The sequence below is a fragment of the Pseudomonas sp. On1 genome (assembly GCF_033783325.1).
Window position 1 is genome coordinate 110,882 of the sequence record NZ_JAWPOA010000002.1, and the last position, 21,196, is coordinate 132,077.

Annotated in this window: 23 protein-coding genes; 22 read left to right on the forward strand and 1 reads right to left on the reverse strand. The window is 63.9% G+C overall.

Translation table 11 applies throughout. The features are described from left to right. The first annotated feature begins 36 nt into the window (after positions 1-36). The 3 genes from secD (at position 37) to R5C80_RS02780 (ending at position 3,488) form a co-directional block, all read left to right on the forward strand. Positions 37-1,899 (forward strand): protein translocase subunit SecD, encoded by a 1,863-nt coding sequence (gene secD / locus R5C80_RS02770; RefSeq protein ID WP_263160160.1) that lies wholly within the window; start codon positions 37-39, stop codon positions 1,897-1,899. 10 nt (positions 1,900-1,909) lie between these two features. Then, a complete protein-coding gene (gene secF / locus R5C80_RS02775) occupies positions 1,910-2,818 on the forward strand; it encodes a protein translocase subunit SecF (protein ID WP_023629278.1) in 909 nt (302 codons plus the stop codon). Positions 2,819-2,939: 121 nt separating this feature from the next. Beyond that, a complete protein-coding gene (locus tag R5C80_RS02780; RefSeq protein WP_023629277.1) occupies positions 2,940-3,488 on the forward strand; it encodes a glycine zipper 2TM domain-containing protein in 549 nt (182 codons plus the stop codon). Positions 3,489-3,555: 67 nt separating this feature from the next. On the opposite strand, the gene suhB is transcribed toward R5C80_RS02780, so the two are convergent. Next, entirely contained in the window at positions 3,556-4,374 is an 819-nt protein-coding gene (gene suhB / locus R5C80_RS02785; RefSeq protein WP_038706773.1) for an inositol-phosphate phosphatase, read from the reverse strand. Between the two features lie 151 nt (positions 4,375-4,525). Here suhB and trmJ point away from each other — a divergent pair, with 151 nt between their 5' ends. The 19 genes from trmJ to der all read left to right on the forward strand — a co-directional run bounded on the left by trmJ (position 4,526) and on the right by der (position 21,076). Then, the gene (trmJ, locus tag R5C80_RS02790; RefSeq protein ID WP_046854249.1) at positions 4,526-5,281 is read left to right on the forward strand and encodes a tRNA (cytosine(32)/uridine(32)-2'-O)-methyltransferase TrmJ; all 756 of its coding nucleotides are present in this window, start codon (positions 4,526-4,528) and stop codon (positions 5,279-5,281) included. A gap of 3 nt (positions 5,282-5,284) precedes the next feature. Further along, positions 5,285-6,073 carry a serine O-acetyltransferase gene (gene cysE, locus R5C80_RS02795; RefSeq protein ID WP_023630640.1) on the forward strand — a complete coding sequence of 263 codons (789 nt, stop codon included), beginning with the start codon at positions 5,285-5,287 and terminating at the stop codon, positions 6,071-6,073. Between the two features lie 168 nt (positions 6,074-6,241). Further along, positions 6,242-6,733, forward strand: a complete 492-nt coding sequence (gene iscR, locus R5C80_RS02800) for a Fe-S cluster assembly transcriptional regulator IscR (protein WP_023630639.1) — start codon at positions 6,242-6,244, stop codon at positions 6,731-6,733. Positions 6,734-6,777: 44 nt separating this feature from the next. Continuing rightward, a complete protein-coding gene (locus tag R5C80_RS02805; protein WP_023630638.1) occupies positions 6,778-7,992 on the forward strand; it encodes an IscS subfamily cysteine desulfurase in 1,215 nt (404 codons plus the stop codon). A 46-nt stretch (positions 7,993-8,038) separates the two neighbouring features. Further along, positions 8,039-8,425 carry a Fe-S cluster assembly scaffold IscU gene (iscU, locus tag R5C80_RS02810; protein WP_023630637.1) on the forward strand — a complete coding sequence of 129 codons (387 nt, stop codon included), beginning with the start codon at positions 8,039-8,041 and terminating at the stop codon, positions 8,423-8,425. Between the two features lie 25 nt (positions 8,426-8,450). Continuing rightward, positions 8,451-8,774 (forward strand): iron-sulfur cluster assembly protein IscA, encoded by a 324-nt coding sequence (gene iscA / locus R5C80_RS02815; RefSeq protein WP_023630636.1) that lies wholly within the window; start codon positions 8,451-8,453, stop codon positions 8,772-8,774. Positions 8,775-8,782: 8 nt separating this feature from the next. After that, positions 8,783-9,304, forward strand: a complete 522-nt coding sequence (gene hscB, locus R5C80_RS02820) for a co-chaperone HscB (RefSeq protein ID WP_263160161.1) — start codon at positions 8,783-8,785, stop codon at positions 9,302-9,304. A 43-nt stretch (positions 9,305-9,347) separates the two neighbouring features. Beyond that, positions 9,348-11,210, forward strand: a complete 1,863-nt coding sequence (gene hscA / locus R5C80_RS02825; RefSeq protein ID WP_263160162.1) for a Fe-S protein assembly chaperone HscA — start codon at positions 9,348-9,350, stop codon at positions 11,208-11,210. A 3-nt stretch (positions 11,211-11,213) separates the two neighbouring features. Then, positions 11,214-11,555 carry an ISC system 2Fe-2S type ferredoxin gene (fdx, locus tag R5C80_RS02830; RefSeq protein WP_094011725.1) on the forward strand — a complete coding sequence of 114 codons (342 nt, stop codon included), beginning with the start codon at positions 11,214-11,216 and terminating at the stop codon, positions 11,553-11,555. A 10-nt stretch (positions 11,556-11,565) separates the two neighbouring features. Continuing rightward, a complete protein-coding gene (gene iscX, locus R5C80_RS02835) occupies positions 11,566-11,766 on the forward strand; it encodes a Fe-S cluster assembly protein IscX (protein ID WP_263160163.1) in 201 nt (66 codons plus the stop codon). An 89-nt stretch (positions 11,767-11,855) separates the two neighbouring features. Beyond that, positions 11,856-12,281, forward strand: a complete 426-nt coding sequence (gene ndk, locus R5C80_RS02840; RefSeq protein ID WP_319049779.1) for a nucleoside-diphosphate kinase — start codon at positions 11,856-11,858, stop codon at positions 12,279-12,281. Positions 12,282-12,309: 28 nt separating this feature from the next. Beyond that, entirely contained in the window at positions 12,310-13,452 is a 1,143-nt protein-coding gene (rlmN, locus tag R5C80_RS02845; RefSeq protein WP_110604813.1) for a 23S rRNA (adenine(2503)-C(2))-methyltransferase RlmN, read from the forward strand. Positions 13,453-13,466: 14 nt separating this feature from the next. Further along, on the forward strand, positions 13,467-14,228 hold the full coding sequence (gene pilW, locus R5C80_RS02850; protein WP_110604812.1) for a type IV pilus biogenesis/stability protein PilW: 762 nt from the start codon (positions 13,467-13,469) through the stop codon (positions 14,226-14,228). Next, positions 14,225-15,247, forward strand: a complete 1,023-nt coding sequence (locus R5C80_RS02855) for a helix-turn-helix domain-containing protein (protein WP_094011723.1) — start codon at positions 14,225-14,227, stop codon at positions 15,245-15,247. Before pilW ends, R5C80_RS02855 begins: the two co-directional genes overlap by 4 nt. Positions 15,248-15,250: 3 nt before the next feature. Further along, positions 15,251-16,360, forward strand: a complete 1,110-nt coding sequence (gene ispG, locus R5C80_RS02860) for a flavodoxin-dependent (E)-4-hydroxy-3-methylbut-2-enyl-diphosphate synthase (protein WP_023630055.1) — start codon at positions 15,251-15,253, stop codon at positions 16,358-16,360. A gap of 24 nt (positions 16,361-16,384) precedes the next feature. After that, positions 16,385-17,671 carry a histidine--tRNA ligase gene (gene hisS / locus R5C80_RS02865; RefSeq protein ID WP_038706768.1) on the forward strand — a complete coding sequence of 429 codons (1,287 nt, stop codon included), beginning with the start codon at positions 16,385-16,387 and terminating at the stop codon, positions 17,669-17,671. Positions 17,672-17,709: 38 nt separating this feature from the next. Further along, the gene (locus R5C80_RS02870) at positions 17,710-18,351 is read left to right on the forward strand and encodes a tetratricopeptide repeat protein (protein ID WP_038706767.1); all 642 of its coding nucleotides are present in this window, start codon (positions 17,710-17,712) and stop codon (positions 18,349-18,351) included. Continuing rightward, the gene (gene bamB / locus R5C80_RS02875) at positions 18,326-19,495 is read left to right on the forward strand and encodes an outer membrane protein assembly factor BamB (RefSeq protein ID WP_094011722.1); all 1,170 of its coding nucleotides are present in this window, start codon (positions 18,326-18,328) and stop codon (positions 19,493-19,495) included. Before R5C80_RS02870 ends, bamB begins: the two co-directional genes overlap by 26 nt. A 117-nt stretch (positions 19,496-19,612) precedes the next feature. Next, complete coding sequence (gene der, locus R5C80_RS02880; protein WP_023630727.1) at positions 19,613-21,076, forward strand: ribosome biogenesis GTPase Der; 1,464 nt, start codon at positions 19,613-19,615, stop codon at positions 21,074-21,076. Positions 21,077-21,196 lie beyond the last annotated feature (120 nt).

Consider the following 21,196-nt stretch of genomic DNA (forward strand, 5'->3'; position numbering starts at 1 on the left):
CGCGCAAAGCGCCCCGCGTCTTGAACGGGCGGCGTGATGCTGAACAAATACCCTCTGTGGAAATACCTGCTGATCGTGGCTGTACTGGCGGTCGGCTTCATTTATTCCGCACCCAACCTCTATCCGGATGATCCGGCGGTGCAGATCAGCGGTGCCAGTTCCGCCCTGCATGTCAGCCAGGCCGACCTCGATCGCGTCACCAAGGCGCTGACCGATGCCGGCATCACCGTCAAAGGCGGCAGCCTGGGCGAGAAGGGCAGCGCGCTGGTGCGCCTGACCAACCAGGAAGACCAGTTGCCGGCCAAGGATGTGGCGCGCAAGGCCCTCGGTGACGACTATGTCGTGGCCCTGAACCTGGCCCAGACCACCCCGCAGTGGCTGCGCAACCTGGGTGCCAGCCCGATGAAGCTCGGCCTGGACCTGTCCGGTGGTGTGCACTTCCTGCTGGAAGTGGACATGGACAAGGCCATGACCGCGCGCATGAAAGTCTACGAAGGCGAGGTCAAGACCTTGCTGCGCAAAGAGCGTATCCGCTACCGCAGCCTGCCGCAGCAGGACGGCGGGATCATGCTGGGCTTCGCCGACGATGCCACCCGCGAACAGGCTCGCAGCCTGATCCGCAAGAATTTCAGTGATTTCGACCTGACCACCACCGAGCGCAACGAGCTCGCCGTGCTGCGCCTGGCACTGACCCAGGCCAAGGTCGCCGAGATCCGCGAATACTCCATCAAGCAGAACCTGACCACCGTTCGCAACCGTGTGAACGAGCTGGGCGTGGCCGAGCCGCTGGTGCAGCGCCAGGGCGCCAACCGCATCGTGGTCGAGCTGCCGGGCGTGCAGGACACTGCCGAAGCCAAGCGTATCCTCGGCAAGACCGCCAACCTGGAGTTCCGCTTCGGTGCCGAGCCAGGCGCGTCCAAGGCCACCACCGAGGTGTTCGAGTTCCGCGAAGGCGGTCGCTCCGCTCCGGTCGAGCGCGGCCTGATCATCACCGGTGACCAGGTCACCGACGCCCAGGCCAGCTTCGACGAGCACGGTCGCCCGCAGGTGAACATTCGCCTCGACGGCCATGGCGGCGAGCTGATGAGCCGCGCCACGCGCAGCAACGTCGGTCGCAGCATGGCGGTGATCTTCATCGAGCAGAAGCCGGTCACCCGCTACCAGAAGCAGGTGGTCGACGGCGTCGAGAAAGAAGTCGCGGTGCAGACCTTCCAGGAAGAGAAGAAAATCATCAGCCTGGCGACCATCCAGTCGCCGCTGGGCAGCCAGTTCCGCATCACCGGCCTGAACGGCCAGGGCGAGTCGTCCGAACTGGCCCTGCTGCTGCGTGCCGGTGGTCTGGCCGCGCCGATGTACTTCGCCGAAGAACGTACCATTGGCCCGAGCCTGGGCGCCGACAACATCACCAAGGGTATCGACGCCTCGCTGTGGGGCATGCTCTTCGTGTCGCTGTTCATCATCGCCATCTATCGTGCCTTCGGCGTGCTGGCGACCATTGCCCTCGCGGGCAACATGGTCCTGCTGCTGGCGTTGATGTCGCTGCTGGGCGCCACCCTGACCCTGCCGGGCATCGCGGGTATCGTGCTGACCATGGGTATGGCGGTGGACGCCAACGTGCTGATCTTCTCGCGTATCCGTGAAGAGATCGCCGCCGGCATGTCGGTGCAGCGCGCCATCCACGAAGGCTTCAACCGGGCCTACTCGGCGATCGTCGACGCCAACCTGACCACCTTGCTGGTCGGCGGCATCCTGTTCGCCATGGGTACCGGCCCGGTCAAGGGCTTCGCGGTCACCATGTCCCTCGGGATTTTCACCTCGATGTTCACCGCCGTCATGGTGACCCGCGCACTGGTCAACCTGACCTGCGGCGGGCGTGACATCAAGAAGCTGTGGGTTTGAGGGAGCTGCGATGAAAACCATCAACTTCATGGGCGTGCGCAATGTCGCGTTCGCCATTACCGTGCTCCTTACCGTGCTGGCGCTGTTCAGCTGGTGGCACAAGGGCCTGAACTTCGGCCTGGACTTCACTGGCGGCACGCTGATCGAGCTCACCTATGAGCGCCCGGCGGACCTGGAGAAGGTGCGTACCGAACTGGTCGGCTCTGGCTTCCACGATGCCGTGGTGCAGAGCTTCGGCGCCACCACCGACCTGCTGGTGCGCATGCCGGGCGATGACCCGCAACTGGGCAACCGCGTGGCCGAGGCGCTGCAGAAGATCGGCGGCGACAACCCGGCCACGGTCAAGCGCGTCGAGTTCGTCGGCCCGCAGGTGGGTGAAGAGCTGCGTGACCAGGGCGGCCTCGGCATGCTCCTGGCCCTGGGCGGCATCCTCATCTACCTGGCGTTCCGCTTCCAGTGGAAGTTCGCTGTGGGTGCGATCATTTCGCTGATCCACGACGTGGTGGTAACCCTGGGTATCCTGTCGTTCTTCCAGATCACCTTCGACCTGACGGTGCTGGCGGCGGTGCTGGCGATCATCGGCTACTCGCTCAACGACACCATCGTCGTGTTCGACCGGGTGCGCGAGAACTTCCGTGTGCTGCGCAAGGCCTCGCTGATCGAGAACATCAACATCTCGACCACCCAGACCCTGCTGCGGACCGTCGCCACCTCGGTGTCGACCTTGCTGGCCATCGCCGCGCTGCTGTTCTTCGGCGGCGACAACCTGTTCGGCTTCTCCCTGGCGCTGTTCATCGGCGTCATGGCGGGTACCTACTCGTCGATCTACATCGCCAACGTGGTGCTGATCTGGCTGAACCTGAGCAGTGAAGACCTGATTCCGCCAGTCAAGAACGAGGGTGTGGACGAACGCCCGTAAGGCTTGGTCCTGCGCCGCCTGGCGTAAAGAAAGGCGCGAGTGTTGAACTCGCGCCTTTTTTTTTGCTCCAAGGCTGGGAGAAGGCGGGCCATATCCCCGCAGGTACGATCAGGAGGTTCACGTGAACAAATCAATGCTGGTGGGTGCGGTTCTGGGTGCTGTCGGTGTGACTGCCGGAGGTGCTGTGGCGACCTACAGCTTGGTGAACAAGGGGCCTGAGTACGCCCAGGTCACCGACGTGCAGCCGATCAAGCAGCAGGTGAAGACGCCGCGTGAAGTCTGCAAGGATGTTACCGTGACGCGTCAGGCGCCGGTCAAGGATCAGCACCAGATCGCCGGCACGGTGGTCGGTGCGCTCGCCGGTGGCCTGCTGGGTAACCAGATCGGCGGCGGTACCGGCAAGAAGATTGCCACCGTGGCCGGCGCGGTTGGTGGTGGCTATGCCGGCAACAAGGTGCAGGAGGGCATGCAGGAGCGTGACACCTACACCACCACGCAAACCCGGTGCAACACGGTCAATGACATCAGTGACAAGGTCGTGGGCTACAACGTGACCTATTCCATTGGTGATCAGGTCGGCAAGGTGAAGATGGATCACGAGCCGGGCTCGACCATCCCGCTGGACAAGAACGGCAAGCTGATCCTGAGTCAGAATCAGCCGGGGCAGTGAAGCTGCGTCAGTGCCAAAACGAAAAAAGCACCTCGAGAGGTGCTTTTTTTGTGCTCGCTGTCGGCGCTTAGCGCTTCATGTGTTCCGGCAGGTGCGGCTGGATGGCAGTCAGCACGGCCTTGAAGCACTTGATGTTGCCCGCGACGATGTGGCCTTTTTCGAGGAATTCGTGGCCACCGTTGAAGTCGCTGACCAGGCCGCCCGCTTCCTGGATCAGCAGCACGCCTGCGGCCATGTCCCACTCGGACAGGCCCGACTCCCAGAAGGCGTCGAAGCGGCCGGCAGCCACGTAGGCCAGGTCCAGGCTGGCGGAGCCGGCGCGGCGGATGCCGGCGGTCTGGCCGGTCAGGGCGCGGAACATGCCCAGGTAGTTGTCCAGGTCGGCCATCTGGTTGTCACGGAACGGGAAGCCGGTACCCAGCAGGGCGCCTTCCAGGCTGGTGCGCGAGCTGACGCGCAGTCGACGGCCATTGATCTGGGCGCCACGGCCGCGGCTGGCGGTGAATTCTTCCTGGCGAACCGGGTCGACGATCACGGCGTGCTCGAGGCGGCCACGGTATTTGCAGGCGATGCTGACAGCGAAGTGCGGCACGCCACGCAGGAAGTTGGTGGTGCCGTCCAGCGGATCGATGATCCACAGGTAGTCCTTGCCTTCTTCGCCGGTGCCGGCGTGCAGGCCAGTTTCTTCGCCCTGGATGGAGTGGTTCGGGTAGGCCTTGCGCAGGGCCTCGACGATGACCTTCTCGGCGGCGCGATCAACCTCGGACACGTAGTCCTTGGCCTGCTTTTCGTCGACTTTGATGCTGTCCAGGCGTTCGATGGAGCGGAAAATCAGTTCACTGGCGCTGCGAGCGGCGCGCAGGGCGATATTCAGCATAGGCTGCATGGGAAGGTCACCTGGAGATGTTAAAGAGGAAAGCCGGCCATTCTAGCAGAAATCTTTGACGACAGAAGTGTCACATTTGCTTTCATGGCGTTACGCTGGTCGGTTCTGTAAGATCGAACCCTCCTTTTTCTGCATCCGAGAGCGCGACACCTTGCTGCAAAATATTCGTGTTGTCCTGGTCAATACCAGCCACCCCGGCAACATCGGCGGCGCTGCGCGTGCCATGAAGAACATGGGCTTGTCGCGCCTGGTGCTGGTGCAGCCGAAAGAATTCCCGGCCGCCGATGCCTCGGCGCGCGCCTCGGGTGCCGACGATGTGCTGGCCGGCGCCCAGGTGGTCGACAGCCTCGAGCAGGCACTGGTCGGCTGCAGCCTGGTCATGGGCACCAGCGCCCGCGAGCGCAGCATCCCCTGGCCGCTGATCGGCCCCCGTGAGTGCGGCACCAAGGCGGTGGAGCACGCCCTGGCCGGCGAGGAAATCGCCCTGGTGTTCGGTCGCGAGCACGCCGGCCTGACCAACGAAGAACTGCAGCGATGTCACTTCCACGTGCACATTCCCTCCAATCCCGACTTCAGCTCGCTGAATCTGGCCGCCGCAGTCCAGGTGCTCGCCTACGAGGTGCGCATGGCCTCGTTGGCGGTGCAGGACACGGCGCCAAAGGTCGAGAAGGCGGACGCCAATGAGTTGGCGACCATGGACGAAATGGAGCTGTTCTATGACCACCTGGAAAAGACCCTGGTGGACATCGGCTTCCTCGACCCTGCCAAGCCCAAGCACCTGATGCCGCGCATGCGCCGGCTGTATGGGCGCAGCTCGGTCGAGCGTACGGAAATGAGCATTTTGCGCGGCATCCTCACCGAGACCCAGAAAGTCGTCCGGGGCGAGCCGCATAAACGGAAGGACTGAACGATGTTCGAGCGTCTGCGTGAAGATATTCAAAGTGTTTTCCATCGTGACCCGGCGGCGCGCAATGCCTTCGAGGTGCTGACCTGCTACCCGGGCATGCACGCCATCTGGCTGCACCGCCTGGGCAATGCCCTGTGGAAGCGCGATTTCAAATGGCTGGCGCGCCTGGTGTCGAACTTCGGCCGCTGGCTGACCGGCATCGAGATCCACCCGGGCGCGACCATCGGCCGGCGCTTCTTCATCGACCACGGCATGGGCATCGTCATTGGCGAAACCGCCGAGATCGGCGACGACGTGACCCTCTACCAGGGTGTCACCCTTGGCGGCACCAGCTGGAACAAGGGCAAGCGTCACCCGACCCTGGAAAACGGCGTCGTGGTCGGTGCCGGGGCCAAGGTCCTGGGCCCGTTCACCGTTGGTGCCGGGGCCAAGATCGGCTCCAACGCCGTGGTCACCAAGGCGGTGCCCGCCGGCGCCACGGCGGTGGGCATCCCGGGACGGATCATCGTCAAGACCGAGGATGACGCCGTCGAGGCCAAGCGCAAGGCCATGGCCGAGAAGATCGGCTTCGACGCCTATGGCGTCAGTGGCGACATGCCGGACCCGGTGGCGCGCGCCATCGGCCAGATGCTCGACCATCTGCAGGCCGTCGACGAGCGCCTGGAGGGCATGTGTGGCGCGTTGACCCGGATGGGCAGTGACTACTGCGCCAAGGAGCTGCCGGCGCTGCCCGACGACGACTTCGCCGAAGCCTGCGTCGAGCTGAAGCAGGGCGACACTCGGTCGCATTGATTGCGCCGGCCCGATACAAGGGGCGTGTGCTTGCGCCCCTTGTCTGCTACACTCGCGGCCGCCTCCCGCATGCATACCCGACTAAAGCACTAGGTCTTATAGTTGACTTAAATGCTCGGGAATCGCATACTCGCACACATCCTGTAACTCCCGTGGTACCCATACGCCATGCGACTGACTACCAAAGGCCGATACGCCGTGACCGCCATGCTTGACCTGGCGTTGCACGCGCAGCAGGGGCCGGTGTCTTTGGCCGATATTTCCGAGCGCCAGGGCATTTCCCTCTCTTATCTGGAACAGCTGTTCGCCAAGCTGCGCCGCAGCAGCCTGGTATCCAGCGTTCGCGGCCCAGGCGGCGGTTACCAGCTGTCGCGAGGCATGGAAACCATCCAGGTGGCCCAGGTCATCGACGCGGTCAACGAATCGGTCGATGCCACCCGTTGCCAGGGCCTGGGGGATTGCCACGCCGGTGATACCTGCCTGACTCACCACCTGTGGTGTGATCTGAGCCAGCAGATCCATGAATTCCTCAGTGGCATCAGCCTGGCCGACCTCGTCATGCGCCGTGAGGTGCAGGAAGTCGCCCAGCGCCAGGACCTGCGCCGCGTCGCGGGCCGAACCGCCCAGCTGGACAAGATTGAGACGTCCGCCGTCGACTGAAAATTCAGCGACGAGCGACGCCACCGCCTGATAGGAGATACTCAATGAAGTTGCCGATCTACCTCGATTACTCCGCGACCACGCCGGTCGATCCCCGTGTCGCCCAGAAGATGGCCGAGTGCCTGCTGGTTGACGGGAACTTCGGTAACCCGGCCTCGCGCTCCCACGTGTTCGGCTGGAAGGCTGAGGAAGCAGTCGAGAACGGCCGCCGCCAGGTCGCCGAGCTGATCAACGCCGACCCGCGCGAGATCGTCTGGACCAGCGGTGCCACCGAGTCCGACAACCTCGCTCTCAAAGGCGTGGCGCACTTCTATCAGACCAAGGGCAAGCACATCATCACCTCCAAGATCGAGCACAAGGCGGTCCTGGATACCGCTCGCCAGCTCGAGCGCGAAGGTTTCGAGGTTACCTACCTCGAGCCAGGTGAAGACGGCATCGTCACCCCGGCGATGGTCGAAGCTGTCCTGCGCGACGACACCATCTTGGTCTCGCTGATGCACGTGAACAACGAAGTCGGCTCGATCAACGACATCGCCGCCATCGGTGAACTGACCCGTTCGCGCGGCGTGCTGTTCCACGTCGACGCTGCACAGTCGGCCGGCAAGGTCGAGATCGACGTGCAAAAGCTGAAAGTCGACCTGATGTCGTTCTCGGCGCACAAGGTCTACGGCCCGAAAGGCATCGGCGCGCTGTACGTCAGCCGCAAGCCGCGTGTGCGCCTGGAAGCCATCATCCACGGTGGTGGGCATGAGCGCGGCATGCGTTCGGGCACCCTGCCGACCCACCAGATCGTCGGCATGGGCGAAGCCTTCGCCATCGCCAAGCAGGAAATGGCCGCTGAAAACGTGCGCATCAAGGCCCTGAGCGACCGCTTCTTCAAGCAGGTCTCGGACCTCGAAGAGCTGTACGTCAACGGCAGCCAGACCCAGCGCGTGCCGCACAACCTGAACCTGAGCTTCAACTACGTCGAAGGCGAGTCGCTGCTGATGTCGCTCAAGGACATCGCTGTTTCGTCCGGTTCGGCCTGCACCTCCGCTTCGCTCGAGCCGTCCTACGTCCTGCGCGCCCTGGGCCGCAACGACGAGCTGGCGCACAGCTCGATCCGCTTCTCCTTCGGTCGCTTCACCACCGAGGAAGAAGTCGACTACGCCGCGCAGAAAGTCTGCGAGGCCGTGAACAAGCTGCGCGAATTGTCGCCGCTGTGGGACATGTACAAAGACGGCGTCGACATCTCCAAGATCGAGTGGGCCGCCCACTAAGCAGTCGCCGGCAAGAGCGGCTCCCTGATGAGGAAGGAATTGCACCATGGCATACAGTGAAAAGGTCATCGACCACTACGAAAACCCGCGCAACGTCGGCAAGATGAACGCCGACGATCCGGATGTAGGTACCGGCATGGTCGGCGCCCCGGCCTGCGGTGACGTGATGCGCCTGCAGATCAAGGTCAACGAGCAGGGCGTCATCGAAGACGCCAAGTTCAAGACCTACGGTTGCGGTTCGGCCATCGCCTCCAGCTCCCTCGCCACCGAGTGGATGAAGGGCAAGACCCTGGACGAGGCCGAGACCATCAAGAACACCCAGCTGGCTGAAGAGCTGGCATTGCCGCCGGTCAAGATCCACTGCTCCGTGCTCGCCGAAGATGCCATCAAGGCCGCTGTTCGCGACTACAAGCAGAAGAAAGGCTTGGTCTGAGTCGACTGCGAGGTAAGGAGTTCCGATGGCTATCAGCATGACAGAAGCCGCCGCCAACCACATTCGCCGCTCCCTCGACGGGCGCGGCAAGGGTGAGGGCATTCGCCTGGGCGTGCGCACCACCGGCTGCTCGGGCCTGGCCTACGTGCTGGAGTTCGTCGACGAGCTCGCCGCCGAAGACCAGGTGTTCGAGAACCACGGCGTGAAGGTCATCATCGACCCGAAAAGCCTGGTGTACCTCGACGGCACCGAGCTGGACTTCGTCAAGGAAGGGTTGAACGAAGGTTTCAAGTTCAACAACCCCAACGTGCGCGGTGAGTGTGGCTGCGGCGAAAGCTTCAACGTTTGAGGCTGGCCGTGGGTACTCTTTGCCATTTCGCCCTGTTCGACCTGCAACCGGCTTTCCGCCTGGACCTCGACAAACTGGCCGTTCGCTATCGCGAGTTGGCCCGTGAGGTCCACCCCGACCGCTTCGCCGACGCTTCCGAGCGTGAGCAGCGTGTCGCCCTGGAAAAGTCCGCGGTGCTGAACGACGCCTACCAGACCTTGCGCAGCGCGCCGCGTCGCGCCCGTTACCTGCTGGCCATCGGTGGCCACGAAGTGCCCCAGGAAGTCACGGTGCATGACCCGGACTTCCTGCTGCAGCAGATGCAGTGGCGCGAAGAGCTCGAAGAGTTGCAGGACGAAGCCGACCTTGACGGTGTCGGTGTGTTCAAGAAGCGCCTCAAGGGTGCCCAGGACGCACTGAACAATGACTTCGCCGACTGTTGGGACGATGCAGCCCAGCGCGACAAGGCCGAGCGCCTGATGCGCCGCATGCAGTTCCTCGACAAGCTCGCCCAAGAAGTGCGCCAACTCGAAGAGCGCCTCGACGATTAACCCCGGCGTCACCCGTGATGACGCCTAAGGTACTCAGATAAGCATGGCCCTACTGCAGATCGCCGAACCCGGTCAGAGCCCTCAACCGCACCAGCGCCGCCTGGCGGTGGGCATCGACCTGGGCACCACCAACTCTCTCGTCGCCGCCGTGCGCAGCGGGCGCAGCGAGCCGCTGCCCGATGACCAGGGCCAGGTGATCCTGCCCTCGGCCGTGCGTTATCTCGAAGGCCGCAGCGAAGTAGGCCAGGCTGCCCGTGATGCCGCCTCCAGCGACCCGCTGAACACCATCCTGTCGGTCAAGCGCCTGATGGGGCGCGGCCTGGCCGACGTCAAGCAATTGGGCGAGCAACTGCCGTACCGCTTCGTCGGTGGCGAGTCGCACATGCCGTTCATCGACACCGTCCAGGGCCCGAAGAGCCCGGTGGAAGTGTCGGCCGATATTCTCAAGGTACTGCGCCATCGCGCCGAGCAAACCCTCGGCGGCGAACTGGTGGGTGCGGTGATCACCGTGCCGGCATACTTCGACGATGCCCAGCGCCAGGCAACCAAGGATGCCGCCAAACTGGCCGGCCTCAACGTCCTGCGCCTGCTCAACGAGCCTACCGCGGCGGCCGTGGCCTATGGCCTGGACCAGAATGCCGAAGGCCTGGTGGCGATCTACGACCTGGGCGGCGGTACCTTCGATATTTCCATCCTGCGCCTGACCGGCGGTGTCTTCGAGGTGCTGGCCACCGGTGGCGATACCGCCCTGGGCGGCGATGACTTCGACCACGCCATCGCTGGCTGGATCATCGAGCAGGCGGGGCTGTCCTCCGACCTCGACCCAGCCACCCAGCGCCAGCTGCTGCAGGCTGCCTGCGCAGCCAAGGAAGCCCTGACCGACGCCGACGTGGTCGGTGTCAGCCACGGCGCCTGGCAGGGCGAGCTGAGCCGGGCGGCTTTCGACGCCATGATCGAGCCATTGGTCGCCCGCAGCCTCAAGGCCTGCCGCCGTGCCGTGCGTGACAGCGGCGTCGAGCTCGAAGAAGTCGGCGCGGTGGTCATGGTCGGCGGTTCGACCCGAGTGCCACGCGTGCGCGAGGCGGTCGGCGCACTGTTTGGCCGTACCCCGCTGACCTCGATCGACCCCGACCAGGTGGTGGCCATCGGGGCCGCGATCCAGGCCGACACCCTGGCCGGCAATCGTCGCGAAGGTGGCGAGCTGTTGCTGCTGGACGTCATTCCGCTGTCGCTCGGCCTCGAGACCATGGGCGGGCTGATGGAGAAGGTGATCCCGCGCAACACCACCATCCCGGTGGCCCGCGCCCAGGAGTTCACCACTTACAAGGATGGCCAGTCGGCCATGATGATCCACGTCCTGCAGGGTGAGCGCGAGCTGATCAGCGATTGCCGCTCGCTGGCACGCTTCGAGCTGCGCGGCATCCCGGCGATGGTGGCCGGTGCGGCGAAGATCCGCGTGACCTTCCAGGTCGACGCCGACGGCCTGCTCAGCGTCGCGGCCCGCGAGCTGGGCTCGGGCGTGGAATCGAGCATCCAGGTCAAGCCATCCTATGGCCTGACCGACGGCGAGATCGCCCGCATGCTCAAGGATTCGTTCGAGCATGCCGGCTCCGACAAGCACGCGCGCCAGTTGCGCGAGCACCAGGTCGACGCCGAGCGCCTGCTCGAAGCGGTGCAGGGCGCCCTGGACGCCGATGGCGAACGCCTGCTCAGCAGTGACGAGCGCGACGCGATCGAATTCCAGATGCAGGAACTACGTGATTTGCTGAGCGGCACCGATGGCGCCGCCATCGAGCAACAGACCAAGCGTCTGTCGCAGGTGACCGATGCATTTGCCGCCCGTCGCCTTGATTCGACGGTCAAAGCCGCACTGGCCGGGCGCAACCTGAATGAGATCGAGGAGTAATCGATGCCGCTGGTGACATTCCTGCCGCATGAGAAGTTCTGCCCCGAAGGGCTGACCGTGGAAGTGCCGTCCGGGACCAATATCCTGGAGCTGGCCCACGACCATCACATCGAGATGGAAAGCGCCTGCGGTGGCGTCAAGGCCTGCACCACCTGCCATTGCATCATCCGCAAGGGCTTCGACTCCCTTGAGGAGGCCGATGAGCTGGAGGAAGACATGCTGGACAAGGCCTGGGGCCTGGAGGCGCAGTCGCGCCTGGGTTGCCAGGTGGTCGTCGGCGAAGAGGACCTCACCATCGAGATCCCCAAATACTCGCTCAACCACGCCGCAGAAGCGCCGCACTGAGGTTTTGTACATGAGTCTGAAATGGGTTGATGTACTTGAGATCGCCATCCGGCTTGCGGAAAGCAAGCCTGAGGTCGATCCTCATTACGTGAATTTCGTCGATCTGCGCGCCTGGGTGATGGCGCTGCCTGAATTCGATGACGATCCGTCGCGTTGCGGTGAGAAGGTTCTCGAGGCCATCCAGGCGGCCTGGATCGACGAAGCCGACTGAACGCACGCTGCAGGTTAGGCAATCCCCTGGAACCCGCGTATAATTCGCGGGTTTAATTTTTCGCAACACTCAATATTCTGGAGTTTTCCATGGCTGTTCAACGTACTTTCTCCATCATCAAGCCTGACGCAGTTGCCAAGAACGTCATTGGCGAGATCACCACTCGCTTCGAGAAAGCCGGCCTGCGCGTCGTCGCTTCGAAAATGAAGCAGCTGTCCAAAGCCGAAGCCGAAGGCTTCTACGCTGAGCACAAAGAGCGCAGCTTCTTCGGTGACCTGGTTGCCTTCATGACTTCGGGCCCTGTTGTTGTGCAGGTTCTGGAAGGCGAAAACGCCATTCTGGCCAACCGTGAGCTGATGGGCGCCACCAACCCTAAAGAAGCTGCTGCCGGCACCATCCGTGCTGACTTCGCCGAGTCGATCGACGCCAACGCCGTTCACGGTTCGGACTCCGAAGCTGCCGCTGCTCGCGAAATCGCTTACTTCTTCGCTGCTACCGAGGTAACCACTCGCTAAGCGAAGGCTTACGAGTGAGGGTGAATCCATGACGACATCGACTGACAAGATCAACCTGCTGGGGCTGACCCTGGCGGAAATGGAACAGTTCTTCGACTCAATCGGGGAGAAGCGCTTCCGTGCCGGTCAGGTGATGAAATGGATTCACCATTATGGCGTCGATGATTTCGCCGCCATGACGAACGTCGGCAAGGTCTTGCGCGAAAAGCTCGAGGCCGTTGCCGAGATTCGGGGCCCGGAAGTGGTCAGCGAAGATATTTCCGCCGACGGTACCCGCAAGTGGGTGGTCCGCGTTGCCTCTGGCAGCTGCGTCGAGACCGTCTACATCCCCACCGACGATCGCGGCACCCTCTGCGTGTCGTCGCAAGCCGGCTGCGCCCTGGACTGCAGTTTCTGCTCCACCGGCAAGCAAGGCTTCAACAGCAACCTCACCGCCGCCGAAGTGATAGGCCAGGTGTGGCTTGCCAACAAATCCTTCGGGACCGTCCCGGCCAAGATCGACCGCGCGATTACCAACGTGGTCATGATGGGCATGGGCGAACCCCTGCTGAATTTCGACAATGTCATCGCCGCCATGAAGATCATGATGGAAGATCTGGGCTATGGCATTTCCAAGCGTCGCGTGACCCTGTCCACCTCGGGCGTGGTACCGATGATCGACGAGCTGGCCAAGCACATCGACGTGTCCCTGGCCCTGTCGCTGCACGCGCCGAACGACGAGCTGCGCAACAAGCTGGTGCCGATCAACAAGAAGTACCCGCTGAAGATGCTGCTGGAGTCGTGCATGGGCTATATGTCCACCCTCGGCGGCAAGCGCGTGCTGACCATCGAGTACACCCTGCTCAAGGACGTCAACGACCAGCCCGAGCACGCCGCGCAGATGATCGAGCTGCTGCGTGATGTGCCGTGCAAGATCAACCTGATCCCGTTCAACCCGTTCCCGCACTCCGGCTACGAGCGGCCGAGCAACAATGCCATCCGCCGCTTCCAGGACCTGCTGCATCACGGCGGCTTCAACGTGACCACGCGCACCACCCGCGGTGATGACATCGACGCCGCGTGCGGTCAGCTGGTGGGCCAGGTCAACGACCGGACCCGGCGTAGCGAGCGCTACATCGCCGTACGTCAGCTGGCTGCCGACGAGCCGCAAGACAGCGCCGTGCGCCCCTGACGAGCCACTGCCCCATGAGCCTGCGCACCGCGCTGTCGATCCTGACGCTTTCGCTGCTGGCCGGCTGCGTGTCCGGCGGCGCGGGTGATCCCCTGGCCAACCGCCAGGGGCGCGAAGCGGCCCGGCAGGCCTATGTGCAGTTGGGCCTAGGGTATTTGCAACAAGGTTTGACCGAACGCGCCAAGGTTCCCTTGGCCAAGGCCCTGGCCCTCGATGCCCGTGACGCCGACGCCCATGCCGCGCTCGCCCTGGTATTCCAGGCCGAGGATGAGCCCGCCCTGGCCGGCGAGCATTTCGAAAAAGCCCTGGCCATCCGCCCGGATGACACGCGAATCCGCAACAACTACGGCGGTTTCCTATATGCTCAGGGCCATTTCGACGAAGCCCACGCGATGTTCCTCCAGGCTGCCGCCGATACCCTGTATCCTGAGCGTTCGCGCGTCTACGAGAACCTCGGGCTCACCGCCTTGAAGCGCGGGCAGGGCGCTCAGGCCCGCGAATATCTGGAAAAGGCCCTTCGGCTCAATCAGCGGCAACCGAAGGCTTTGCTCGAAATGGCTGAGTTGTCCTACGAAAACAGGCATTATGTGCCGGCCCGGAATTACTACGATCGATTCAGCCAGCTGAGCGACCAGAATGCCCGCAGCCTGCTGCTGGGCCATCGCCTGGCACTTGCCCTTGACGAGCAGGGCACCGCAGCCCGCTTGGGCCAGCAATTACAACGACTTTATCCCGGTACGCCGGAATATCAGCAATACCTGTCGGAGCAACGATGAAAGCCGCGCACACTGAAGTAGCAGCAGCGACTCGCCAGAACCCCGGTGACGTCTTGCGCCAGGCCCGCGAAAACCGCGATTGGAGCCAGGCTGAGGTCGCTCGCAAGCTCAACCTCACGGTATCTTCGCTGAACAACCTGGAAAACGGCGCCTTCGACAAGCTGCCCGGGCATACCTTCGCCCGTGGCTACATCCGCGCCTATGCCAAGCTGATGGACATGGACCAGGCGCCCCTGGTCGAGGCCTTCGACCAGATCACCGGGACCCACGCCAAAGGCAGTGAGGTGCATGCTCTCGGCCGCATCGAAGAGCCGGTGCGCCTGTCGCACAACATCCTGCGCGTGGTCAGCCTGTTGCTGCTGGTCGCCGTGGTCGGCGGTGGTTTCTTCTGGTGGCAGGACCAGAGCAGCCTGCGCGGCAAGGACCTGGCCAAGATCGCCCTGGAGCACGTCGAGGTCGAGAGCGCCGACGGCACCACGCAGATTCACCCGCTGGACGAACCGGAAGACCAGGCCGTGAGCGAGGGCCAGCAGGCCGAAGGCCAGGCCCTGCCGCTGGAACCGAGCAGTGCCGAGCAGGCGCCGGTCGCTGAGGCCCAGGCGCCAGTCGTCTCCGTTGCGCCTGCCACGCCAGCCACCAGCGCCGCGCCGACTGCCGCCGCGCCTGTGGCACCGGTTGTCGCGCCAGCCACCCCCGCCGTGCCTGCCGCCACCGCGCCAGCCGCCGCCGCTGCGGTCGCACCGACTGCACCCGCTGAAGCCGCACCGGCCCCGGCCGGCAGCGCCAAGGTTCATATCCAATTCACCGCCGATTGCTGGACCCAGGTCACCGACGGCAACGGCAAGGTGCTGTTCAGCGCCATCAAGCGCAAGGGCGACAGCCTGGAACTGACCGGCAAGCCACCGTTCGCGGTGCGCCTGGGCTTCGCCCGCGGCGCCCAGGTGAGCTACAACGGCCAGGCGGTCGATGTCGCCCCGTTCACCAGTGGCGAAACCGCTCGCCTGAAGTTGGGACAGTAAGTCATGCACGGCGAATCTCCGATCAAACGTCGCGAATCCCGCAAGATCTGGGTCGGCAATGTGCCGGTGGGTGGTGATGCGCCCATCGCGGTGCAGAGCATGACCAACACCGACACCAACGATGTCGCCGCCACCGTGGCGCAGATCCAGCGCCTGGTCGATGCCGGCGTGGACATCGTCCGTGTCTCGGTACCGGACATGGACGCCGCCGAGGCGTTCGGCAAAATCAAGAAACTGGTCAGCGTGCCGCTGGTCGCCGATATCCACTTCGACTACAAGATCGCCCTGCGCGTGGCCGAGCTGGGTGTCGACTGCCTGCGCATCAACCCGGGCAACATCGGCCGTGAAGACCGTGTCCGCGCCGTGGTCGATGCCGCCCGCGACCGTGGTATCCCGATCCGCATCGGCGTCAACGCCGGCTCCCTGGAAAAGGACCTGCAGAAGAAGTACGGCGAGCCGACCCCGGCGGCGCTGGTCGAATCGGCCCTGCGTCACGTCGAGCACCTCGACCGCCTGGATTTCCAGGACTTCAAGGTCAGCGTCAAGGCCTCCGACGTGTTCATGGCCGTCGAAGCCTATCGCCTGTTGGCCAGGCAGATCATCCAGCCGCTGCACCTGGGCATCACCGAAGCCGGTGGCCTGCGCTCGGGGACGGTGAAATCCGCCGTCGGCCTAGGTATGCTGCTGGCCGAAGGCATCGGTGACACCATCCGCATTTCCCTGGCCGCCGATCCGGTCGAGGAAGTGAAGGTCGGCTACGACATCCTCAAGTCGCTGCACCTGCGTTCCCGTGGCATCAACTTCATCGCCTGCCCGAGCTGCTCGCGGCAGAACTTCGATGTGGTCAAGACCATGAACGAACTGGAAGGGCGCCTGGAGGACCTGCTGGTGCCGCTGGACGTGGCGGTGATCGGTTGCGTGGTCAACGGCCCGGGCGAAGCCAAGGAATCGCACGTGGGCTTGACCGGCGGCACGCCGAACCTGGTGTACATCGACGGCAAGCCATCGCAGAAGCTGAATAACGACAACCTGGTCGACGAGCTGGAAAAGCTCATTCGCCAGAAAGCGGCCGAGAAGGCCGAGGCCGACGCGGCGCTGATCGCCCGCGGCTGAGACACAGATTCGTAAGGACTATTCGTGAGCAAATCGCTGCAAGCCATCCGTGGCATGAACGACATCCTGCCCGACCAGTCGCCGCTGTGGCGCTACTTCGAGGGCACCGTGGCTGGCTTGCTGGACAGCTACGGCTACAGCCAGATCCGCACGCCGATTGTCGAGTTCACCGAGCTGTTCAAGCGCTCGATCGGTGAAGTCACCGATATCGTCGAGAAGGAGATGTACACCTTCCAGGATAACAAGGACTCGCTTACCTTGCGCCCGGAAGGCACCGCCGCTTGCGTGCGCGCAGTGCTCGAACACGGCATCATCGGTAATGGCCAGGTGCAGAAGCTCTGGTACGTGGGCCCGATGTTCCGCCACGAGCGCCCGCAACTGGGACGCTACCGGCAGTTCCACCAGATCGGTGTCGAGGTGTTCAACCTGGCCGGCCCGGATATCGACGCCGAACTGATCATGCTCACCTGGCGCCTCTGGGCGTTGCTGGGTATCCAGGACGCAGTGACCCTGGAGCTCAACAGCCTTGGCACCAGCGAAGCCCGCGGGCGTTATCGCGATGCACTGGTGGAGTTCCTGTCCCAGCGCATTGATCAGCTGGACGAAGACAGCCAGCGCCGCCTGAAGAGCAATCCGCTGCGTATCCTCGACAGCAAGAACGCAGGCACCCAGGCCGCCCTGGTGGGCGCGCCGAAGCTCGAAGAGTACCTGGACGAAGAGTCCCGCGTGCATTTCGAGGGTGTGAAGGCGCGTCTTGACGCTGCTGGCATCCCGTTCGTGATCAATACCAAGCTGGTACGCGGCCTGGACTACTACAGCAAGACCGTATTCGAGTGGGTTACCGACAAGCTCGGTGCCCAAGGCACGGTCTGCGCCGGCGGGCGTTACGACGGCTTGGTCGAGCAGATGGGCGGCAAGCCGACCGCTGGCGTTGGCTTTGCCATGGGTATCGAGCGCCTGCTGCTGCTGATCGAAACCCTCGGCCAGGTGCCTGAGTCGATCAGCCGTACCATCGACGTCTACCTGTGCGCCTTTGGGGAGCAGGCCGAGCTTGCCGGGCTGAAGATCAGCGAGCAGCTGCGTGATCGTCTGCCGAACCTGCGCCTGGCGGTCAACGCCGGTGGCGGCAACTTCAAGAACCAGTTCAAGAAGGCCGACAAGAGCGGCGCGCTGTTCGCCCTGATCCTCGGCGACGACGAGCTGGCCAAGCAAGAGATTGGCGTGAAGCCCCTGCGTGGCCAGGGCGAACAACAGAACATTGCCTGGGATGCGCTTGCTGCGCACCTGGAAACCGCGATCGCCCAGGCGTGATGCGGTCCGACAACGAATAGGCGAATAGGAGTATTGGGGTGTCGAGTACCGATGATGAAGGCCTGGCAGCGGCCAAGGACTGGTGGAACCGCAACGGCAAGCCACTGCTGACCGGCGCCCTGCTGGCCGGTGTGGTGGTGATGGGCTGGCAGACCTGGCACAAGTACCAGGCCAACCAGTCCCAAGGCGCTTCGGCGCTGTACCAGGCCCTGCTGGAAACCTCGCTGACGCCGGATGGCAAGCCTGACGCGAGCAAGGTGGCGGAGCTTTCCGGCAAGCTCAAGAGCGAGTTCGGCGGCACTGCCTACGCCCAGTACGGCAGCCTGTTCGTCGCCAAGGTGGCGGTCGAGAGCGGCAAGCTGGACGACGCGGCGAGCGAACTCAAGAGCGTGATGGACAAGCCGGCTGACGCCACCCTGAGCGAGATTTCGCGCCAGCGCCTGGCCCGCGTGCTCGCGGCCCAGGACAAGGCCGAGGACGCCCTCAAGCTGCTCGACGGCGACACCGACAAGGCCTTCCTGGCCAGCCGTGAAGAACTCAAGGGCGACCTGCTGGTGCAGCTGGGCCGCGCCGACGACGCGCACGGCGCCTACGAAAAAGCCAAGGCCGCGCTGTCCGACGACGCCGCGATCGGTGGCCTGCAACTGAAGCTGGATGACCTGGCCAAAGGGGACGCCTGAAGTGAAGGGTTGGAAACAAGCAGCAGTGCTCACCCTCGCCGTCCTGGCGGCGGGTTGCAGCAGCAACAGCAAGAAGGAACTGCCCCCGGCCGAGCTGACCAAGTTCACCGAGGAAGTGGTACTGAAGAAGCAGTGGAGCCGTTCGATCGGTGACGGCCAGGGTGAGACCTACAACACCCTGGTGCCGGCCATCGAGAACGACCGCATCTACGCTTCCGACGTCAACGGCGAAGTCTTCGCGCTGAACCGCATCACCGGTGACGTGGTGTGGAAGAAGGACCTCGAGCTGCCGGTTTCCGGCGCCGTGGGCGTGGGCTATGGCCTGGTCATGCTGGGTACCCTGAAGGGCGAGGTCATTGCCCTGGACTCCAGCACCGGCGAGGAGCGCTGGCGCTCGCGCGTCTCCAGCGAAGTGCTGGCACCGCCCGCCAACAATGGTGACGTGGTGGTGGTGCAGACCCAGGACGACCGCCTGGTCGGCTTCGACGCCGCCACGGGTGACCGTCGCTGGATCTACGAGAACAGCCCGGCCGTACTGACCCTGCGCGGTACCGGTGCGCCGGTGGTGACCAACCGCCTGGCCGTTGCCGGCCTGTCCACCGGCAAGGTGGTGGCGGTCGACATCAGCAACGGCGTGCCAGTGTGGGAAAGCCGCGTGGCTGTGCCGCAGGGCCGTTCCGAGCTGGACCGCGTGGTAGATATCGACGGCGGCCTGCTGCTGTCCGGTGGCACCCTGTACGTCAGCACCTACCAGGGCCGCGTCGCCGGCCTGGACCTGGAAAGCGGCCGCGTGCTGTGGCAGCGCGATGCCTCCAGCTACGTGGGTGTCGCCCAGGGCTTCGGCAACGTCTATGTCAGCGAAGCGTCGGGCACCGTGCAGAGCGTCGACGAGCGTTCTTCCAGCTCGCTGTGGAGCAACGACTCCATGGCCCGCCGTCAGCTGTCGGCGCCGGAAGTTTTCTCCAGCTATGTGGCCGTCGGTGACTTCGAGGGTTACCTGCACCTGCTCAGCCAGGTCGATGGCCGTTTCGTCGGCCGTGAGCGTATCGACAGCGATGGCCTGCGCGCCCGCCCACTGGTGGTCGGCGACACCATCTATGTCTTCGGCAACAGCGGCAAACTCGAGGCACTGACCATCCGCTGAAGCTATGCTTGGGCCCGTTCGCGGGCTCAGGTTGCGGCGTAGGAAACGCCGCCCGAACTCCGGCCGCTGCCTTGCAGCGGCCTTTGCATTTTCAAGAATTCAAGAGTGGAGAGCCGCATGGTTCCCGTAATCGCCCTGGTGGGCCGCCCCAACGTCGGCAAATCCACCATGTTCAACCGCCTGACCAAGACCCGCGATGCCATCGTCGGTGACCTGTCGGGCCTGACCCGTGACCGCCAGTATGGTGATGCCAGCTGGCAGGGTCGTTCCTACATCCTGATCGACACCGGCGGTATCACCGGTGACGAGGTGGGCATGGACGAGAAGATGGCCGAGCAGTCGCTGATGGCCATCGAGGAAGCCGACTACGTGCTGTTCCTGGTTGATGCCCGGGCCGGCATGACCGCCGCCGACCAGATGATCGCCGATCACCTGCGCAAGCGGAACAAGGAAGCGATCCTGGTCGCCAACAAGATCGACAACATCGATCCCGATATCGCCCGCGCCGAGTTCTCGCCGCTGGGCATGGGCAACGCCATCCCGGTGGCGGGCTCCCAGGGCCGCGGCATCAACGCCCTGATGGAGTCTCTGCTCGGCCATATTCCCCGTGATCCCGAGGAAGAAGCCCTCGACGAGGATGTCGCCGAAGGCGAAGAAGCCACGCGCATCCCCGGCCCGAGCGAGAAAGACGGTATCAAGATCGCCATCATCGGCCGCCCCAACGTTGGCAAGTCGACCCTGGTCAACCGCATGCTCGGCGAAGAGCGCGTAGTGGTGTACGACCAGCCGGGCACCACCCGCGACAGTATCTACATTCCGTTCGAGCGTGATGGCGAGAAGTACACCTTCATCGACACCGCCGGTGTGCGCAAGCGCGGCAAGATCCACGAGGAAGTCGAAAAGTTCTCGGTGGTGAAGACCCTGCAGGCGATCAAGGACGCCAACGTGGTGATCTTCGTCATGGACGCCCGCGAAGGCGTGGTCGACCACGACCTCAACCTGCTGGGCTTCGCCCTCGACGCCGGCCGCGCCGTGGTCATCGCCCTGAACAAGTGGGACGGCATGGAGCCGGGCGAGCGCGACTACGTGAAGACTGAGCTGGAGCGCCGGCTGTTCTTCGTCGACTTCGCCGACATCCACTTCATCTCGGCGCTGCACGGCACCGGCGTGGGCCATCTGTACAAGTCGGTGCAGGCCGCGTTCAAGTCGGCGGTCACCCGCTGGCCGACCAGCCGCCTCACGCAGATCCTCGAAGACGCCATCAGCGTGCACCAGCCGCCGTTGGTCAACGGCCGCCGCATCAAGCTGCGCTATGCCCACCTCGGTGGCGCCAACCCGCCGCTGATCGTGATCCACGGCAACCAGACCGACAAGATCCCCAACTCCTACTCGCGTTACCTGGAGAACACCTACCGCCGGGTGCTCAAGCTGGTCGGCACGCCGATCCGTATCGAGTACAAGGGTGGTGACAACCCGTTCGAGGGCAAGAAGAACACCCTCACCGATCGCCAGGTCAACAAGAAGCGCCGCCTGATGTCGCACCACAAGAAGGCCGAGAAGAAGCGCCGCGACAAGCGCTGATTCCGTGCTGGCTTCATCGCCGGCTAGCCGGCTCCCACAGCGTAAGCACAAGCCACAATACCTGTGGGAGCCGGCTTGCCGGCGATAGGGCTCTTTGATCCACCGCAATCCCCCTATTGT

What these genes read in the sequence shown, in the direction of transcription:
- secD (WP_263160160.1), top strand. Translation starts at nt 37, where the DNA reads ATGCTGAACAAATACCCTCTGTGGAAATACCTGCTGATCGTGGCTGTA.
- secF (WP_023629278.1), top strand. Translation starts at nt 1,910, where the DNA reads ATGAAAACCATCAACTTCATGGGCGTGCGCAATGTCGCGTTCGCCATT.
- suhB (WP_038706773.1), bottom strand. Translation starts at nt 4,374, where the DNA reads ATGCAGCCTATGCTGAATATCGCCCTGCGCGCCGCTCGCAGCGCCAGT.
- cysE (WP_023630640.1), top strand. Translation starts at nt 5,285, where the DNA reads ATGTTCGAGCGTCTGCGTGAAGATATTCAAAGTGTTTTCCATCGTGAC.
- iscR (WP_023630639.1), top strand. Translation starts at nt 6,242, where the DNA reads ATGCGACTGACTACCAAAGGCCGATACGCCGTGACCGCCATGCTTGAC.
- R5C80_RS02805 (WP_023630638.1), top strand. Translation starts at nt 6,778, where the DNA reads ATGAAGTTGCCGATCTACCTCGATTACTCCGCGACCACGCCGGTCGAT.
- iscU (WP_023630637.1), top strand. Translation starts at nt 8,039, where the DNA reads ATGGCATACAGTGAAAAGGTCATCGACCACTACGAAAACCCGCGCAAC.
- iscA (WP_023630636.1), top strand. Translation starts at nt 8,451, where the DNA reads ATGGCTATCAGCATGACAGAAGCCGCCGCCAACCACATTCGCCGCTCC.
- hscA (WP_263160162.1), top strand. Translation starts at nt 9,348, where the DNA reads ATGGCCCTACTGCAGATCGCCGAACCCGGTCAGAGCCCTCAACCGCAC.
- fdx (WP_094011725.1), top strand. Translation starts at nt 11,214, where the DNA reads ATGCCGCTGGTGACATTCCTGCCGCATGAGAAGTTCTGCCCCGAAGGG.
- iscX (WP_263160163.1), top strand. Translation starts at nt 11,566, where the DNA reads ATGAGTCTGAAATGGGTTGATGTACTTGAGATCGCCATCCGGCTTGCG.
- ndk (WP_319049779.1), top strand. Translation starts at nt 11,856, where the DNA reads ATGGCTGTTCAACGTACTTTCTCCATCATCAAGCCTGACGCAGTTGCC.
- rlmN (WP_110604813.1), top strand. Translation starts at nt 12,310, where the DNA reads ATGACGACATCGACTGACAAGATCAACCTGCTGGGGCTGACCCTGGCG.
- pilW (WP_110604812.1), top strand. Translation starts at nt 13,467, where the DNA reads ATGAGCCTGCGCACCGCGCTGTCGATCCTGACGCTTTCGCTGCTGGCC.
- R5C80_RS02855 (WP_094011723.1), top strand. Translation starts at nt 14,225, where the DNA reads ATGAAAGCCGCGCACACTGAAGTAGCAGCAGCGACTCGCCAGAACCCC.
- ispG (WP_023630055.1), top strand. Translation starts at nt 15,251, where the DNA reads ATGCACGGCGAATCTCCGATCAAACGTCGCGAATCCCGCAAGATCTGG.
- bamB (WP_094011722.1), top strand. Translation starts at nt 18,326, where the DNA reads ATGACCTGGCCAAAGGGGACGCCTGAAGTGAAGGGTTGGAAACAAGCA.
- der (WP_023630727.1), top strand. Translation starts at nt 19,613, where the DNA reads ATGGTTCCCGTAATCGCCCTGGTGGGCCGCCCCAACGTCGGCAAATCC.